The 16,445-nt window shown below is 64.8% G+C and carries 13 protein-coding genes and 1 pseudogene; 13 read left to right on the top strand and 1 reads right to left on the bottom strand.

Annotated features, from left to right (window positions below):
- The 6 genes from KB879_RS15020 to KB879_RS14995 all read left to right on the top strand — a co-directional run bounded on the left by KB879_RS15020 (position 1) and on the right by KB879_RS14995 (position 7,317).
- The gene (locus tag KB879_RS15020) at positions 1 to 1,926 is read left to right on the top strand and encodes a (Fe-S)-binding protein (protein ID WP_211982207.1); all 1,926 of its coding nucleotides are present in this window, start codon (positions 1 to 3) and stop codon (positions 1,924 to 1,926) included.
- Positions 1,927 to 1,930: 4 nt separating this feature from the next.
- Positions 1,931 to 3,097, top strand: coding sequence for an electron transfer flavoprotein subunit alpha/FixB family protein (locus tag KB879_RS15015; RefSeq protein WP_211981943.1), 1,167 nt, complete (start codon positions 1,931 to 1,933; stop codon positions 3,095 to 3,097).
- Entirely contained in the window at positions 3,094 to 3,879 is a 786-nt protein-coding gene (locus KB879_RS15010) for an electron transfer flavoprotein subunit beta/FixA family protein (RefSeq protein ID WP_211981942.1), read from the top strand. Before KB879_RS15015 ends, KB879_RS15010 begins: the two co-directional genes overlap by 4 nt.
- Before the next feature lie 55 nt (positions 3,880 to 3,934).
- The gene (locus tag KB879_RS15005; RefSeq protein WP_211981941.1) at positions 3,935 to 5,176 is read left to right on the top strand and encodes an SRPBCC family protein; all 1,242 of its coding nucleotides are present in this window, start codon (positions 3,935 to 3,937) and stop codon (positions 5,174 to 5,176) included.
- 19 nt (positions 5,177 to 5,195) lie between these two features.
- Positions 5,196 to 6,338, top strand: coding sequence for a hybrid-cluster NAD(P)-dependent oxidoreductase (locus KB879_RS15000; protein ID WP_211981939.1), 1,143 nt, complete (start codon positions 5,196 to 5,198; stop codon positions 6,336 to 6,338).
- A 115-nt stretch (positions 6,339 to 6,453) separates the two neighbouring features.
- Positions 6,454 to 7,317, top strand: a complete 864-nt coding sequence (locus KB879_RS14995; protein WP_211981937.1) for a glycine betaine ABC transporter substrate-binding protein — start codon at positions 6,454 to 6,456, stop codon at positions 7,315 to 7,317.
- Between the two features lie 74 nt (positions 7,318 to 7,391).
- Here KB879_RS14995 and purU read toward each other — a convergent pair whose 3' ends face one another.
- On the bottom strand, positions 7,392 to 8,264 hold the full coding sequence (purU, locus tag KB879_RS14990) for a formyltetrahydrofolate deformylase (protein WP_211981935.1): 873 nt from the start codon (positions 8,262 to 8,264) through the stop codon (positions 7,392 to 7,394).
- Positions 8,265 to 8,743: 479 nt separating this feature from the next.
- Between purU and KB879_RS14985 the strand changes: the two are divergent.
- The 7 genes and pseudogenes from KB879_RS14985 to KB879_RS14955 all read left to right on the top strand — a co-directional run.
- Positions 8,744 to 9,904 (top strand): annotated as a pseudogene (locus tag KB879_RS14985) (glycine betaine/L-proline ABC transporter ATP-binding protein); the annotation flags it as partial.
- On the top strand, positions 9,897 to 10,793 hold the full coding sequence (gene choW, locus KB879_RS14980) for a choline ABC transporter permease subunit (protein WP_211981933.1): 897 nt from the start codon (positions 9,897 to 9,899) through the stop codon (positions 10,791 to 10,793). The pseudogene KB879_RS14985 and the gene choW, both read left to right, overlap by 8 nt.
- Positions 10,794 to 10,825: 32 nt before the next feature.
- Positions 10,826 to 11,824, top strand: coding sequence for a GlxA family transcriptional regulator (locus KB879_RS14975; RefSeq protein ID WP_189374532.1), 999 nt, complete (start codon positions 10,826 to 10,828; stop codon positions 11,822 to 11,824).
- A 37-nt stretch (positions 11,825 to 11,861) separates the two neighbouring features.
- A complete protein-coding gene (gene gcvT / locus KB879_RS14970) occupies positions 11,862 to 13,019 on the top strand; it encodes a glycine cleavage system aminomethyltransferase GcvT (protein ID WP_211981931.1) in 1,158 nt (385 codons plus the stop codon).
- On the top strand, positions 13,012 to 13,902 hold the full coding sequence (locus KB879_RS14965) for a CoA ester lyase (RefSeq protein ID WP_211981929.1): 891 nt from the start codon (positions 13,012 to 13,014) through the stop codon (positions 13,900 to 13,902). Before gcvT ends, KB879_RS14965 begins: the two co-directional genes overlap by 8 nt.
- A 114-nt stretch (positions 13,903 to 14,016) precedes the next feature.
- On the top strand, positions 14,017 to 15,165 hold the full coding sequence (locus KB879_RS14960) for a branched-chain amino acid ABC transporter substrate-binding protein (RefSeq protein WP_211981927.1): 1,149 nt from the start codon (positions 14,017 to 14,019) through the stop codon (positions 15,163 to 15,165).
- 329 nt (positions 15,166 to 15,494) lie between these two features.
- On the top strand, positions 15,495 to 16,427 hold the full coding sequence (locus KB879_RS14955; RefSeq protein ID WP_211981925.1) for an IclR family transcriptional regulator: 933 nt from the start codon (positions 15,495 to 15,497) through the stop codon (positions 16,425 to 16,427).
- Positions 16,428 to 16,445: the final 18 nt, after the last annotated feature.

The following is a 16,445-nucleotide window of genomic DNA, read 5'->3' as shown; positions in this document are numbered from 1 at the left end:
ATGAACCCGTCCAACCTGATTACCGTCCTGCTCTGGCTGTCGGTGGCGGGGCTCGCCTTCGCGGTGTTGAAGCGCGCGTCGTACTGGCGGCTCGGGCGGGCGAGCGCGCCCGGCACGCTCGGCATTGCAAACCTGTTCGCGATCCCAAAGCGCTATTTCGTCGACCTGCACCACGTCGTTGCGCGCGACCCGTATATCGCCAAGACGCACGTCGCGACGGCCGGCGGCGCGATCGGCGCGCTTGCGCTGGTGTTCGTCAACTACGGTCTCGCCATCTACTCGCCCTGGCTCGACAAGCTGACCTTTGCCGCGGCGCTGGTGATGCTGGTCGGTGCGGTGTTCGTGTGGCGCCGGCGCCGGTCGAAGGACGTGCCCGCGCGCCTGTCGAAGGGGCCGTGGAATACGCTGCCATGGTTGCTCGGATCCTTCGCGCTTGGCCTGGCCCTGTTCTCACTGGTACCGGCCGGTCTGATGTCGGGCGCGTTCGCCGTGTTCTGCGCGGTGCTGATCGCCGTCGGTGCACTGGCCATGACGGTCGGCGCAGCGCAAGGCGGGCCGATGAAGCATGCGATCGCGGGCCTGCTGCATCTTGCATTCCATCCGCGCCAGGAGCGCTTCGCGGCGTCGCCCGAGTCGTACACCGGAAACGGCACCGCCACGCCGCCGACCGCGCTCAAGCTGCCCGACATCGAGCAGCGGGAGTATGGCGTCGCGAAGCCGGTCGAGTTCCGCTGGAACCAGCTGCTGAGCTTCGACGCGTGCGTGCAGTGCGGCAAGTGCGAGGCCGCATGTCCGGCGTTCGCTTCGGGCCAGCCGCTGAACCCGAAGAAGCTGATCCAGGATCTCGTCGTCGGGATGGCGGGCGGAACCGATGCCGCGTACGCAGGCAGCCCGACCCCCGGCATTCCCGTCGGCCGGCATCGCGGCGAGCCGAACGGCCCGCTCGTATCCGGCCTGATCGAGGCGCAGACATTGTGGTCGTGCACCACCTGCCGCGCTTGCGTGCAGGAGTGCCCGATGCTGATCGAGCACGTCGATGCCATCGTCGACATGCGCCGCAACCAGACCCTTGAGCATGGCACCGTGCCGGGCAAGGGCGCCGAAGTGCTCGCGAACCTGCGCGAAACCGGCACGATGGGCGGCTACGATACCGCTGCGCGCTATGACTGGTCGGTCGACCTGAATGCCCCGGTGGCGCAGCCGGGCAAGACGGTCGACGTGCTGATCGTCGCCGGCGAAGGCGCGTTCGACATGCGCTACCAGCGCACGCTGCGCGCCTTCGTCAAGGTGCTGAACCAGGCGGGCATCGACTATGCGGTGCTCGGCGAGGTGGAAACCGACACCGGCGATGTCGCGCGCCGTCTTGGCGACGAGGCGACCTTCCAGCAGCTGGCCAAGCACCTGATCGGCACGCTCGGCACGCTGTCGTTCCGCCAGATCGTGACGGCCGATCCGCACGTGATGCACAGCCTGCGTAACGAATACCGTGCGCTGGGTCTGCGTGTCGAGGTCAAGCATCACACCACCTATATGGCTGAGCTCGCGTCGAGCGGGCTGATCGCGCCGAAAGCAGTCGAGGTACTGCGCGACAAGCGCATGACCTATCACGATCCCTGCTATCTCGGCCGCTACAACGGTGAAACCGAAGCCCCGCGCAAGCTGCTGAAGACAATCGGCATCCAGGTGGTCGAGATGGAACGCAACGGCATGCGCGGGCGCTGCTGCGGTGGCGGGGGTGGCGCACCGTTGACGGATATTCCTGGCAAGCAGCGCATTCCCGACATCCGCATCGCCGACGCGCGCGCGGTGGGCGCGGACGTGGTCGCGGTCGGATGCCCGAACTGCACGGCGATGCTGGAAGGCGTCGTCGGCCCGCGCCCTGACGTGCTCGACGTGGCTGAACTCGTCGCCGCCTCGCTGGAGTGAATCGATGAACACGACTAAACGAATCGACCCGCGCCGGCCGTTCATCATCACGGCGGCGGGCCTCAGGCGGATCACGCTGGGCGAGTCCGGCAGCGCGGACGCAAGCGCCGCGCACTGGCCCGCGCACGGCCACGCAGCCGAGGGGGCGAAGCCACGGCGGATGGTGAAGGAGCCGCGCCATGTGCTGCTCGTCGCCGCGCAAAGCGAACGCGGCGCGCTGGACGAGCATGCGCGCCAGGCAGTCGCGGCGGCCGCGCTGCTCGCCGATGCGCAGACAGAAGTGGTGCTGATGGTGTTCGGGGAACTGAAGGACGACGCGGCGGAGCTCGGCGTCGACAAGCTTATCGCGCTGCCAGAGTTCGACCGGCGCACGTTCGCGCCAGACAGCGAGCTGCGGGCACTGCAGGCGTGCGCGACGGCGCTGTCGCCCCGGCATGTCTTCCTGCCCGACAACGCGAACGGCGACGGTGATCTCGGCCGGCGATACGCGGCTGCGGCGGGCGCCAGCGTCGCGACGGAAGTGGTCGAGATCGACGCGCGGCATGTCGGCGTGTATGCGCACGCCAGGCGTGCGTTCGCGACCCGTGCGCTGCCCGAGGTCATCTTGCTCGCGCCGGGGGCGGTTGACACGAAGCTGCCGTTCACCGGCGCGGGCGAGCGCCTGTCCGGCGAGTTCCTGCACGCCAGGGGAGGGATGCAACTGTATCGCGACCTCGGTGTCGACGAACTCGATGCCGCCCAGGTCGCGCTGGAGGAGGCGGACTTTATCGTGGCGGCCGGCAACGGCGTGACCGACATCGGCGCGTTCGAGCGGCTCGCGGGCGCGTTCGGCGCCGCGATCGCCGCCAGCCGCGTCGCGGTCGACAACGGGCATTTCACGCGAGACAAGCAGGTCGGCGCGACCGGCAAGACGGTCGAGGCCAGCGTCTACATTGCGTTCGGCATCTCCGGCGCGGTGCAGCACCTGCAAGGCATCAAGGACTGCCGTCACGTGATCGCAGTCAATCTGGACGGCAGCGCGCCGATCGCCAAACGCGCGAACCTGACCATCGTCGGCGACGCGCAGGCGACGATCGCCGCACTGTTCGAGCAGGTCCAGGCCGCGCGTCCCGCACGGGGACAGCAGCCGGCCGCAGCCCGCCCCCGCGAAGCCGCAGGAGCCGCAGCATGAACGCCCCCACACAAGTGCAACGTATCGCGGTGCTGGTGTCCGTCGGCCGCCATCCGGTCAGCGGCGCGCCGCGCTACAGCCGCAACGACGCCGCCGCGCTCGAGCTCGGCCGCGGCCTCGCGGAGAAATATAGGGCGCAGCTCGCCGTGATTCACGCGGGCGATGCCGCCGATCGCGCGCTCAATGACTACCTGGCGCTCGGCGCGAGCGAAGTCCAGGTGCTTGCTTGCGCGGGTGGCGAAGACGCCGCGCGCGCGCTTGCCGCCCACGTGAAGGACTATGACCTCGTGCTGACCGGCACCCGCGCCGAGGGCGCGTACGACACAGGGATGTTGCCCTACCGCGTTGCCGCGGCGCTCGGCCGGCCGCTGGTCGGATCGGCCGTCGACGTCGACATCGCCGGTGGTCGCGTCGCCGTGCGGCAGTTCCTGCCCAAGGGCCTGCGCCGGCGCGTCGATGCCACGCTGCCCGCGGTGGTTGCCGTACATCCGCTCGCGAACGCGCAGCCGCGCTATGCGTATGCGCGGCTGCGCGCGGGCACGATCCGGCCGGTGCCGGCGGCGCGATGTGAAGATGGCGCCGCCGCCGCATGGACGCTCGGCACCGTCGAGCGCAAGCCGGTCCGGCTGGCCGCCGCCGAGAAGCGCTCCGGGCATGCCCGGATGCTGTCGGCGACGACGACCGAGAGCCGCGGCGGGAACGTCGTAAATGGTGGGACTTCGGTCGAAAAAGCACAAGTGATCCTCGCCTACTTGCGCGAGCATCAACTCATCGACTACTGACACGTTGCCGGTCTGTCGGCAAGCAACCAGGAATGCAGGAAATCCGGAGCAAACAATGAAAGTATCGGCAGACATTCGCGCGCTAGTGGAGCGGCGCAAGGCGGGATACAGCCTCGAGGCGCCTTTCTACCTGAGCGAGGAGATTTTCGCGCTGGACATGGAGGCGATTTTCCGCAAGCACTGGATCCAGGTGGCGGTCGAGCCTGACCTGCCAGAGCCGGGCGATTATGTGACGGTCGAGCTCGGCCACGACTCGATCCTGATCGTGCGCGACGATGACATGCAGGTCCGCGCGTTCCACAACGTCTGCCGCCATCGCGGCGCGCGGCTGTGCAACGCGGACAAGGGCACGGTCGGCAACATCGTCTGCCCGTATCACAGCTGGACCTACAACCTGAACGGCGACCTGATGTTCGCCGAGCACATGGGCGAGAAGTTCGACCGCTGCAAGCACAGCCTGAAGTCCGTTCACGTCGAGAACCTTGCCGGCCTGATCTTCGTCTGCCTCGCGGACGAGCCGCCAGCCGACTTCGCGGCGATGCGGGCCGCGATGGAGCCATACCTGCTGCCGCACAACCTGGCGGACACCAAGGTCGCCGCGCAGATCGATGTGCTTGAGAAAGGCAACTGGAAGCTCACGATGGAGAACAACCGCGAGTGCTATCACTGCGTGGCGAACCATCCGGAGCTGACCATTTCATTGTACGAGTACGGCTTCGGCTATCAGCGCTCGCCCGCCAACGCCGAGGGCATGGAAGCGTTCGAGCGCACCTGCATCGAGCGTGCCGCTGAATGGGAAGCGATGAGCCTGCCATCGGCGGAGATCGAGCAACTGCTCGACACCACCGGCTTCCGCACCCAGCGCCTGCCGCTCGACCGCAGCGGCGAATCGCAGACGCTCGACGCCAGGGTAGCGTCGAAGAAGTTGCTAGGCAAGTTCGAGCAAGCCGACCTGGGCGGGCTCTCGTTCTGGACGCAGCCGAACTCATGGCATCACTTCATGAGCGACCACATCGTCACGTTCTCGGTGATCCCGCTGTCGGCCGGCGAAACGCTGGTTCGCACCAAGTGGCTGGTCCACAAGGATGCGCAGGAGGGCGTCGATTACGACGTGAAGAACCTGACCGCGGTGTGGAACGCGACCAACGACCAGGATCGCGCGCTGGTTGAGTACTCGCAGTGTGGCGCGGGCAGCAGCGCGTACGAGCCCGGCCCGTACTCGCCGTTCACCGAAGGCCTGGTCGAGAAGTTCTCGGCCTGGTATATCGGCCGGCTGGCCGAGCAGATCGGCGCGTAGGCGCAACACGGAGGCAGACATGATGCGCGATGCGGTCTTTACCGAGCCAGCGGACAGCCGGGTGACCCGCCCGGCGTTCTGGAGCGCGCTCCCCGAGCGCTGGACGAGCGAGGTCGAGGAGACGCTCGTGTGCTGCCACGTGCGGCAGGAAACCCACGACGTGAAGAGTTTCTTCTTCCGCTCGCCGGAGGGAAGGGCGTTTGTGTTCGAGCCGGGGCAGTTCATCACGCTCGAGCTGGATATCGAGGGCGAGACGATCAATCGCTGCTACACGATCTCGTCGTCGCCGGCGCGGCCGCACACCATCTCGATCACGGTCAAGCGCGTGCCGGGCGGCAAGGTGTCGAACTGGCTGCATGACCACCTGAAGCCGGGGGCGTCGATCCGCGTGCTCGGCCCGGCCGGCGAGTTCACGTGTGCGCGCCATCCGGCGCGCAAGTACCTGTTCCTGTCCGCGGGCTCCGGCATCACGCCACTGATGTCGATGAGCCGGGCGCACCACGATCTCGCCGAGGATCGGGACATCGTGTTCGTGCACAGCGCGCGCACGCCGGACGACATCATCTTCGCGCGCGAGCTCGATCTGATCGCGGCAAGCCATGCGAACTTCCGCACGTCCTTTGTCTGCGAGCGGGTTGGCGCGCGCACCAGCTGGCCGGGCGTGACCGGCTTCCTGTCGCTGCCGTTGCTCAAGCTGATCGCGCCGGACTTCATGGAGCGCGAGATCTTCACGTGCGGGCCAGCGCCGTACATGAAGGCGGTGCGCGGCCTGCTCGACGAGGCGGGCTTCGAGCGCAGCCGCTACCACGAGGAGAGCTTCTCGTTCGAGACACTGACCGCAGAGGCCAGCGAGCCGGTCGCCGATGCCGCCGAGGCGGCAAACGACGAGGCGGGGTCGGCGCAGTTCAATGTCAGCTTCGCCAGGAGCCAACGCGAGATCCTCTGCGGCGCGGGGCAGCATGTGCTCGACGCGGCGCGCCAGTCAGGCGTGCGGCTGCCGGCGTCGTGCACGCAGGGGATGTGCGGGACCTGCAAGGTCAGGCTGGTTGCCGGGCAGGTCGAGATGAAGCACAACGGCGGCATCCGCCAGCGCGAGATTGACCAGGGCATGGTGCTGCTGTGCTGCAGCAAGCCGCTGTCGGATCTCGTGATCGATAAATAAGACGGGACGCCTGCCAGGCGGGTGGCGCAGCACGATGTCCGTCGCAATGCCTGGCCAGGGTGACGACGATTCTAACTAAACGGGGCGCTACCGCCCCGACCACTGGAGGTATGCCATGAAGCTCTTTGCAAAGGTGTTTTGGGCCGGCGCAGCGTCGGTGATGATGACATGGAGCGCGCTGGCGCTGGGGGATGCCAAGCCGACCTTGAAGATAGGCTACGTCGAGGGTTGGGACGACAGCGTCGCGACGACGAATGTCGCCGCACGGATCATCGAGAAGAAACTGGGGTACCCGGTGCAGCTGGTGCCGGTCGCGGCGGGCGTGATGTGGCAGGGCGTCGCGCGCGGCGATCTCGATGCGACGCTGTCCGCCTGGCTGCCGGTGACGCAGGGCGCGTACTGGGATCAGTTCAAGGCCAAGGTTGTCAATCTCGGACCGAACTTCACTGAGGCAAGGATCGGCCTGATCGTTCCCGCGTCGGTGAGCGCGAAGAGCATCGATGACCTGAACGCGCAGAAGACGGCGTTCGAAGGCCGCATCGTTGGCATCGATGCCGGTGCCGGCGTGATGCGCAAGGCTTCCGAGGCGATCAAGAGTTATGGGCTCAGTTATTCGCTGATGCCGAGCTCGGGCAGCGCGATGACGGCCGAGCTGGCGCGCTCGATGAACGCGAACAAGCCGGTGATCGTCACGGGCTGGGCGCCGCACTGGATGTTCGCGAAGTGGAAGCTGCGTTTCCTGGAGGATCCGAAGAAGGTGTTCGGCGATGCCGAGCATGTCGACAACATCGTGAACCCGGGCCTGGAGACGAAGGCCAAGCCGGTTGTCGTATTCCTGAAGAAGTTCCAGTGGAAGCCGGGCGAGATCGATAGCGTGATGCTGGCGATCCAGAGCGGCACCAAGCCCGATGCGGCCGCCGATGCGTGGATCGCCGCGAATGCGGAACGCGTGAATGCATGGGTGGAGGGCGCGCATTAATTCGGCACGCGACCCAGGGAGACGGTATGCGCCGGCCACGATTGCATCGCGATCGTGGCCGGTGTGCATTGAGCTTACTGAAAGACGACTGTCCGGTCCCCGTTCAGGAGCACCCGTCGTTCGATGAACGCGTTGACGGCGCGGGCCAGCGTGATGCACTCAACGTCGCGCCCGACGGCAAGCAGCTGGTCCGGCCGGTACGAATGATCGACACGCTCGACGACCTGCTCGATGATCGGGCCTTCGTCGAGATCGTCGGTGACGAAATGCGCGGTCGCGCCAATCAGCTTGACGCCGCGTGCATGTGCCTGGTGATACGGCTTCGCGCCCTTGAAGCCGGGCAGGAACGAGTGGTGGATGTTGATCGCGCAATTGGCCAGCCTGGCGCTTGTCTGTGGCGACAGCACCTGCATGTAGCGCGCAAGGATGACCAGCTCCGCGCCGCTTGACTCGAACAGGTCAAGCCATTGCGCTTCCTGCTGCGCCTTGGTTTCGGGCGTGATGGGAAAGTGCCGGAACGGCAGGTCATGCTGCCGCGCGAGCGGCTCCAGGTCGGGATGGTTGGAAGCGATCCCGACGATGTCCATCTTCAACTCGCCCATGCGCCAGCGGAACAGCAGGTCCGCGAGGCAATGCTCGAGCTTCGACACCATGATCAGCACCTTAGGGCGCGCGTACGCGTCGTTGATCGCCCATTGCATGCCGAAACCCTCAGCTATCGGCGTGAATTCCTGGCGCAACACGTCGACGCGCAGCGCTTGTTCGCGCGTCGGATGGAAGACGCAGCGCAGGAAGAAGCGGTTGCTCAGGTCGTCGTCGAAGACGGTCAGTTCATCGATGTAGCAGCGGTGACGCTCGAGCAGGCCGACCACGGCGGCGACCTGGCCGGGTGCGCTCGGGCACGACAGCGTCAGGATGAATTGTTGTGAACGAGACAGCGCGTCCATGCGATTCCTCTGTTGGGTTGAATGGCGCGGCGCGCAGCGTGCGCACGCATACCATGCGCGAAGTAGAGCAGGAGGAATGGCGGCCCGGATAGAACCGAAGCGCCGCGTGCATGGTATCGGCCCGTCATGCCGGAGCTTGCGGTGCGGGATGCTGTTGTCACGAACCGGAAGGGGACATGGGGCGCTTCAGAACCATTCCGCGTCGTTTGTGAACATGCGGTGCCAGAGATCAGTTTCCGTTGTTTGCCGTTGTCGCATTTCTGCAAGCGCTTGTCGGAATTCGTCGGCAGGCGGGGGCATTTTCTGGCAACTATGTAGGTATCGCGCAATTGCGCTTGTGATGCGACGGATCAGGTTTGCCGAGGGCATTCCAGGAGAAAGGTAGCAATACGCCGGCAACGCTCCCCGGACGAGAGGGAAACGCAGCAAGGCATTGCTATGTGATGTGTGAGTCCCCGCAGGATCAGGAGAAGATTTCGATGGATAGTCCAAAGGTCGTGGTCGAAGGTCTGTGCAAGGTATTCGGAAGCAATCCGAAGCAGGCGCTCGATATGCTCGCATCCGGTTCGACGAAAGACGAAGTGTTCAGGCGCACCGGCCAGGTCGTCGGCGTGCACAACGTGTCGTTCGAGGTGCAGGAAGGCGAAATTTTCGTGCTGATGGGCCTGTCAGGCTCCGGCAAGTCGACGTTGATCCGTCTGGTGAACCGGCTCGTCGAACCGACCGCCGGCAAGGTGCTGATCGGTGGCCGCGACGTGGCGGCCGTAAGCTGCTCGGAACTGATCGCGCTGCGCCGCACGGACATGAGCATGGTGTTCCAGTCGTTCGCGCTGATGCCGCAGCGCACCGTGCTTTCGAACGCCGCGTTCGGCCTGGAGGTGGCTGGCGTGAGCAGGAAGGAGCGCGAGCGCCGTGCCATGGATGTGCTTGAGCAGGTCGGCCTGGCGACGTTTGCGCAGAAGCTTCCCCGCGAGTTGTCGGGCGGCATGCAGCAACGTGTCGGCCTGGCGCGCGCGCTTGCCGTCAACCCGTCGCTGATGATCATGGACGAGGCGTTCTCCGCGCTCGATCCGCTCAAGCGCAAAGAAATGCAGAACGTGCTGCTGCAGCTGCAGAAGGAGCATCGGCGCACGATCATGTTCGTGTCGCACGACCTGGAAGAAGCGCTGCGCATCGGCAGCCGGATTGCGATCATGGAAGGCGGCCGCCTGGTGCAGGTCGGCACGCCGCAGGAAATCATCGCGAGGCCGGCCGACGACTACGTCCGCACGTTCTTCGACGGCATCGACACCAGCCGCTACCTGACCGCCGGCGACCTGATGCAGACCGACGCCGTGCCGATCGTGTCAAAGCCCGATGCGGCGAGCATCGCCAGGACGCTGAACGGCCACGCCAGCTATGCCTTTGTGCTCGATGCCCAGCGCAAGGTCCGTGGCTGCGTCATGCGCGACGCTGCACCGGACGTGCGGCCCGTCGAAAGCATCCGGCGCGATGCGTCGCTTGAACACGTCGTCGAGCGCGTCGTTGCGAGCCCGAACGCGCTGCCGGTCGTCGACCACGACGGCTGCTACTGCGGCTCGGTCGACCGTGCCGTCATCCTGAAGGCCATCACGCACCACTCGCGAGGTAACCATGTCTGAAATGCTTCCGCTCGGCCGCTGGGTCGACCAGTCTGTCCATTACCTGCTCGATCACGACGCGGCGACGTTCGACGCGATCGGGCGCGCGATCGAGGGGCTTGCCGCACTGATCGAGCACGGCCTGCAGGCGGTGCCAATGTGGCTGATGATGGCGATCTTCATCGGCATCGGCCTCTGGCGCGTCGGCTGGCGCTTCGCGCTGTTCACGGCCGCGTCGCTGTTCGTGATCTTCGCGACAGGGTTCTGGGACCAGACCGTCATCACGCTGGGCCTCACGCTGTCGTCGACCATCATCAGCCTGCTGCTCGGGATTCCGCTCGGCATCTGGGCGGCGAAGAGCAGGGTGGTCGCGGCCGTCGTGCGTCCGATTCTGGACCTGATGCAGACCATGCCGGCGTTCGTCTACCTGATTCCTGCCGCGATGCTGTTCGGTCTCGGGCGCGTGCCGGGCATCCTGTCGACGGTGATCTTTGCGATGCCGCCCGCGGTGCGCCTGACGAGCCTTGGCATCCGCCAGGTGAACATGGAGATCGTCGAGGCCGGCCAGGCGTTCGGTTGCACGCCGTGGCAGCTTCTGTACAAGGTGCAGTTTCCGAACGCGCTGCCGTCGATCATGCAGGGCGTCAACCAGACGATCATGATGGCGCTGTCGATGGTGATCATCGCCTCGATGGTTGGCGCGGGCGGCCTGGGCAACGAGGTGCTGGCGAGCATCCAGCGTCTGGACATCGGCCTGGGCTTTGAAAGCGGCCTGTCGGTCGTGCTGCTGGCAATTGTCCTCGACCGCATCACCGAGAGCTTCGGCCGCGCGCCGGGCACGGCGAAGGCGCCGCTGTTCTGGGGGCTCAGGCAAGTTTTCGGCGCCAAGGCCACGACAGCGCAAGCCTGATCCCGGGGTCATCCGTTCGCCAGGAGAGCCATGTGAGGTCCGTTGCCGCCGTACCAGCTGACAGCGCTTCACCTTCAATGTCGTCCCTCGCGCATTTCGGCTTCCTGGCGCTGCCTGAGTTCTCCATGATCGCGTTCTCGAGCGCGGTGGAAGTGCTGCGCATGGCGAACTATGTCGGGCGCGCCGAGCATTACACGTGGTCGGTCTATTCGCCAGACGGCGCGCCGGTGCACGCGAGCAACGGCATCGTGGTACGGCCGACGCGCGCATTGGATGGGACGAGACTGCCGGACGTGATGATCGTCTGCGGCGGGATTCGCATCCGCGACGTTTTCGACGACGGCACGCGTGCGGTGCTTGGCCGACTCGCCGGGCAGGATATTCCGCTCGGCGGCATCTGCACGGGTGCCTATGCGCTGATGGCGAGCAGGCTGCTCGACGGATACCGCTGCGCCGTGCATTGGGAGAACCGGTCCGCGCTGCACGGCGAGTTTCCGCTGGTGCATTTCGCCGACGAACTGTTCGTCATCGACCGCGACCGGCTTACCTGCACGGGCGGCACCGCGCCGATCGACATGATGCTGAATCTCGTCGGTCTGCGCTTCGGCCGGCAGCTTGCCACGCAGGTCTCTGAACAGTTCATTCTCGAGCGGATCCGCAGCGCGACCGATCCGCAGCCGATCCCCGTCGATGCGCGGGTTGGCCTCTCGCGCGCGGAGCTGATCGAGGTGGTGCGGCTGATGGAGGCGAATATTGAGGAACCGCTATCGCTCGATGAACTGGCGCGGCTCGTGCGGCTGTCGCAGCGGCATCTGCAGCGGATGTTCAAGCTCTATCTGAATGTGTCGCCGACGCACTATTACCTTACCCTGCGCCTGAAGCGCGCGCGCGACCTGCTGCGCACGACCAACGCGTCAATCGCCCGTGTGACGACCGTGTGCGGATTCCATTCGCCGTGCCATTTCAGCAAGGCATACCGCGCGCTGTTTGGTCATGCGCCCAGCCACGAACGCCGGCCGCCGGGACGATGACCGGCGGCATGCACCAACTACTGACTTCGACATGCTGATGAGCCAGACGATCTCGCCCACGCTGCGCACTCCACTGTATGAGCGTCACCGTTTCTTCCATGCTCGTATGGCCGATGTTGGTGGCTGGGAGCTGCCGACCGCCTATGGTTCTCAGATCGAAGAGCACCACACCGTACGCGCGGATGCCGGTATGTTCGACCTTTCGCACATGTGTGTGGTCGACATACACGGGACGGATGTTCGAATGTTTCTTGGCAAGCTTCTTGCCAACGACATCGGCAAACTTAAGACGCAGGGCAAGGCACTTTATTCGTGCATGCTTAACAACGAAGGCGGTGTGATCGATGACCTCGTTGTTTACTACCTGGACGATGAGTACTTCCGCATCGTCTTGAACGCGCACACCGCAAGCGGCGACATTCAATGGATCCGCTCGCAGATCGTTGCCATGAACAGCTCGGTGACTCTTGTCCCGCGACGCCAGGATCTGATTACGGGCGATGCAGAGCCGCTGGCAATTATCGCAGTGCAGGGTCCCAATGCTCGGGAAAGGGTGTTTCGAGCGATTCCATCAACGCACCCCGCTGAAAAGGTAAGGCCGTTCAATTCCATCACCGTTCACGACGCTGCAGTGGGCGAATTGATGTTGGCGCGAACGGGGAAAACCGGCGAGGATGGTTTCGAATTGATCATGCTGGCAAAGCATGCTGCTCAAGTGTGGGACATGCTGAGGTCGGCTGGCATCCATGCAACAGGCCTGGACGCATGGGAGACCCTTCGGCTCGAGGCGGGCATGCACCTGAACGGGCGGGACATGGATCCACAGACCTCGCCCTTCGATGCGGGTTTAGGCTGGAGTGTCGATCTTGGGTCGGAGCGCGAATTTGTCGGCAAGGCAGCGCTATGCACTCGCCGCCAGACCCGGAAGTTCGTCGGACTCGCCTTTGAGGGCGCCGCGGTAGCCCGCACGCAAAGCCCAGTGACGAATCACCATGGAGAGGTGATCGGGAAGGTCACCAGCGGTACGTATAGTCCGACACTTCGATTCGCCATCGCTTTGGCGCTGATTTCCCCCGACATCAAGTTCGGCTCGTATGTGAGTGTTGATGTCTACAACAACTGGATCTCTGCGAAAGTAGTCCGTCCGCCTTTCGTACGGGACGGGAGTCCAGTGCAGCAACACGACCATGCATGACAACTTGCCAGAGCGCTTGCGCTCGCTCCTTTTCGTTCCCGTAGACAGTGACCGGAAGCTTGCGGCCTCGCTGAAGTCAACTGCGGATGGCCTGGTGTTCGACCTCGAGGATGCCGTGCCCGAACAAGGAAAGGACGACGCACGGTCCCGGCTGGTCGGCTTCCTCGAACAGCACCGCAGCTCGATGCACTCGGCTTTGCTGGTGCGTGTCAATGGTCTGGCGTCCGGCCATATCCTGCGCGACCTTGCGGCCGTGATCCCGCACCGGCCCAGCGCGATTGTGCTGCCGAAGTGCCGTAGTGTCGATGACGTGCACCGCCTCTGCGACTTCCTCGCGGCTTTTGAATGTGCGCTATTGGATGATGGCTGGAAGGTCTCTATCATCGCGATGGCAACCGAATCGTCCGAAGGTGTGTTCGGACTGTCGTCGTATCGCAATGCGCCCATGCGCCTGCGTGCGCTGATGTGGGGCGTGGATGACCTTGCGGCCGACCTTGGCGCATTCTCACCGCATATCGGCAAGGAGCTGAGTGCGCCGTTTTCCGTGGCTCGTACCATGTGCCTGATGGCGGCGGCCCAGGCGGGTATCGACGCCATCGATGCTGTCAGCACACGCCTGACCGACCCGGTGCAGATCGGAGAAGAAGCCGCGCAGGCGAAGCGAGACGGATTTTCGGCCAAGGCTGCAGCGCATCCTTCTCATATTGAAGCCATCAATCAGGCGTTCTTGCCGCAGGAAGAGGAGATACGCTGGGCCAGCCAGGTGGTCGAGGCGTTCTCAAGGGTCGGCGCCTCGGGTGTGGCCAGGTTAGGAAATGCAATGATAGATCGGCCCCACCTTCGCCTGGCACATCGTATCCTGTGTCACATTGAGGAGAACTGAGCTATTGGACAGCATGGGAGGGCGGCTCTTGTCACAAAACTGGATGGGCTCGGTTCGTGCAAGGTTCGCTGCACAAGCGCCTCGCCGATTCACCTGGTCGCTGGAGTTGAACAAATGATCAGTGTTGCTCGACGGTTGCTCGTTCCTGGCCTGAGCGCCTTGTTGCTATGCGTCGCTTGCAGCCAGTCTTATGGGCAACAGGTTGTCAAGATCGGCGTTTCCAGCCCTCTTACCGGAATCAATGCAGCCCATGGCAAGGATATGGAGAGCGGTGTTCGCCTCGCTGTCGAGGAAGCCAATTCGCAGCGCATCAAGCTGGACGGCCAGGACGTCCGCTTCGAGCTCGATTCGGTGGACGACCAAAGTGACCCGCGCATCGGCGTTCAGGTCGCGCAGAAACTTGTCGACGACGGGGTGACCGTAGTTGTCGGGTATTACAACTCAGGCGTCGCCCTCCCGTCCGCGCCAATTTTCGCCAGGGCAGGCGTCCCGGTGATCCATCCGGCCGCGACCAATCCGACCATCACGCATCAAGGGCTGAATACCGTCTTCCGCATCATTGCGACCGATACGCAAAACTCCGGTAACGCTGGGAGGTACGCGGTTAAAGTCATGAAGGGGCAGCGCATTGCCGTGATGGATGACCGAACCGCATTCGGCCAGGGGGCAGTGGACGAGTTCAAGAAAGCCGTCGCCGCTGCCGGCGGCAAAATCGCGATAGCTGAATACACCAACGACAAGGCGGTCGAGTTCAGCGCGCAGCTCACGAATATCAGGGCCGCCAACGCCGACCTCCTGTTCTTCGCCGGCCTGGACAACCAGGCGGCGCTCATCACGAAGCGGATGAGGGAGCTCGGGATGCGCACCCAGTTCGTCGGGAGCGGGGGCATCGCCGACAGCATCTTTCTAAATGTCGCTGGTCCGGCCGCGGAGGGCGCGATGGCCTGGGAATATGGGCGCCCAATCGAAACGCTGCCGCAAGGCAAGGTCTTCATGCAGAAATTCAAGAAACGCTTCCGCACCGACAGCCTCATCTATGCGCCCTTTGCATACGACGCCGCGTGGGTAGCTATCAACGCGATGAAGCAGGCAAAGTCCGCGAAGCCAGTCGAGTTCATGTCGGCGCTCCAGGCAACGCAATACGAAGGCATCACGGGGAGGATTGCCTTCGATGCGAACGGCGACTTGAAGCATCCGACCTCGACGCTCTATCAGGTCAAGGGTGGCCGCTGGGTTCCGGTAACGACGATTGGGGCCGAATGACGTTGCGACTGACGCGTCATATTACCGATACTGTATATATATACAGTATCGGCGGCCAGCCTGGTCCGTAAGAGTGGCAGGGCGGCATCGTAGTCAAAATCAGAAGGGCAGCGGCGTGCAATCCTTCTGCTCTTCAAAACGTTCGGTAACCTATTGATTCTATTGGGACATGTCTGCAGTTCTTTGCTCCTGTTGTTGACGGCAAAAGTCGCGCTAGCCTGCTGATTCGTATCCATAAACGCCGTCTCTCGCGCACATGATTTCCCTACATAGCGGCCCCTGGGCAGCCCCGTTGCTGCTATCAATGTTCTCTTCCCGGCCGCCTGCCCATGAAACGCACCACCACCATTCCAACCCCGCCGCCCGATGCCGCACATATCCTGGTGCCGGCCGACGCGCAGGCGGGCCATGCCTGCGCCGACGACCGCAACTTCGTCACGGCGCTGGCACGCGGCATGGAGCTGTTGCGCGCCTTCGGGCCGCAGGACGATTACCTGGGCAATGCCGAGCTGTCGCGGCGCACCGGCATCCCGCGCCCGACTGTGTCGCGGCTGACCTACACGCTGGCCACGCTCGGCTATCTCACCTACATCGAAGCCACTGAGAAGTACCGGTTGGGGCAGGGCGCGATGGTGCTGGGCCACCGCTATGTAGGCGGCGCCGGCATCCGCGAGATCGCGCAGCCGCTGATGCAGTCACTGGCGTTTACCACCGATTGCACGGTGGCACTGGCCATGCCGGACCGGCACGCCATGGTCTACCTGGAAAGCTGCCAGCCGCGCGGGGCGCTGGTGATCCGGCTGGCGCCGGGCGCGCGCCTGCCGATGGCCACCTCGGCGATCGGCCGCGCCTGGCTGGCGGGGCTGGATGCCGATCACCGCGAGGCCGCGCTGGCCGAACTGGCGCGCCACTACGGCACGCGCTGGCCCGGCGTGCGCACCGGCATCGACCGTGCGCTGCGCGACCACGCACGGCGCGGCTTCTGCGTGGCGCACGCCGAGTGGGACCGCACCGTCAGCGGCGCCGCCGCGCCGCTGCGCCTGGCGGGCAGCAGCGAGGTGCTGGCGCTGAATATCGGCGGGGCCGCGACACGGCTGTCGTCCGAGATCCTGGAAAGCAACCTGGGCCCGCGCGTGCGCGACCTTGCAGAGACCTTGCAGGCGCGGCTGTGGCAGCCGGGCGGCGCGCGTGCGACCGCCCGCTTTGCCTCCGCGCAGCCTGAGCCTGGCCCATGCACCCGGGCCGACGCGTCCAACGGCTGACGCAAGCATCCGAATTCA

It is taken from the genome of Cupriavidus sp. KK10 (assembly GCF_018223725.1).
GTDB classification, from domain to species: Bacteria; Pseudomonadota; Gammaproteobacteria; order Burkholderiales; family Burkholderiaceae; genus Cupriavidus; species Cupriavidus necator.
Note: the sequence above shows the minus strand (reverse complement) of the source record. Positions and strands in the feature narration are given on the sequence as shown.

What these genes read in the sequence shown, in the direction of transcription:
- KB879_RS15020 (WP_211982207.1), top strand. Translation starts at nt 1, where the DNA reads ATGAACCCGTCCAACCTGATTACCGTCCTGCTCTGGCTGTCGGTGGCG.
- KB879_RS15015 (WP_211981943.1), top strand. Translation starts at nt 1,931, where the DNA reads ATGAACACGACTAAACGAATCGACCCGCGCCGGCCGTTCATCATCACG.
- KB879_RS15010 (WP_211981942.1), top strand. Translation starts at nt 3,094, where the DNA reads ATGAACGCCCCCACACAAGTGCAACGTATCGCGGTGCTGGTGTCCGTC.
- KB879_RS15005 (WP_211981941.1), top strand. Translation starts at nt 3,935, where the DNA reads ATGAAAGTATCGGCAGACATTCGCGCGCTAGTGGAGCGGCGCAAGGCG.
- KB879_RS15000 (WP_211981939.1), top strand. Translation starts at nt 5,196, where the DNA reads ATGATGCGCGATGCGGTCTTTACCGAGCCAGCGGACAGCCGGGTGACC.
- KB879_RS14995 (WP_211981937.1), top strand. Translation starts at nt 6,454, where the DNA reads ATGAAGCTCTTTGCAAAGGTGTTTTGGGCCGGCGCAGCGTCGGTGATG.
- purU (WP_211981935.1), bottom strand. Translation starts at nt 8,264, where the DNA reads ATGGACGCGCTGTCTCGTTCACAACAATTCATCCTGACGCTGTCGTGC.
- choW (WP_211981933.1), top strand. Translation starts at nt 9,897, where the DNA reads ATGTCTGAAATGCTTCCGCTCGGCCGCTGGGTCGACCAGTCTGTCCAT.
- gcvT (WP_211981931.1), top strand. Translation starts at nt 11,862, where the DNA reads ATGAGCCAGACGATCTCGCCCACGCTGCGCACTCCACTGTATGAGCGT.
- KB879_RS14965 (WP_211981929.1), top strand. Translation starts at nt 13,012, where the DNA reads ATGCATGACAACTTGCCAGAGCGCTTGCGCTCGCTCCTTTTCGTTCCC.
- KB879_RS14960 (WP_211981927.1), top strand. Translation starts at nt 14,017, where the DNA reads ATGATCAGTGTTGCTCGACGGTTGCTCGTTCCTGGCCTGAGCGCCTTG.
- KB879_RS14955 (WP_211981925.1), top strand. Translation starts at nt 15,495, where the DNA reads ATGAAACGCACCACCACCATTCCAACCCCGCCGCCCGATGCCGCACAT.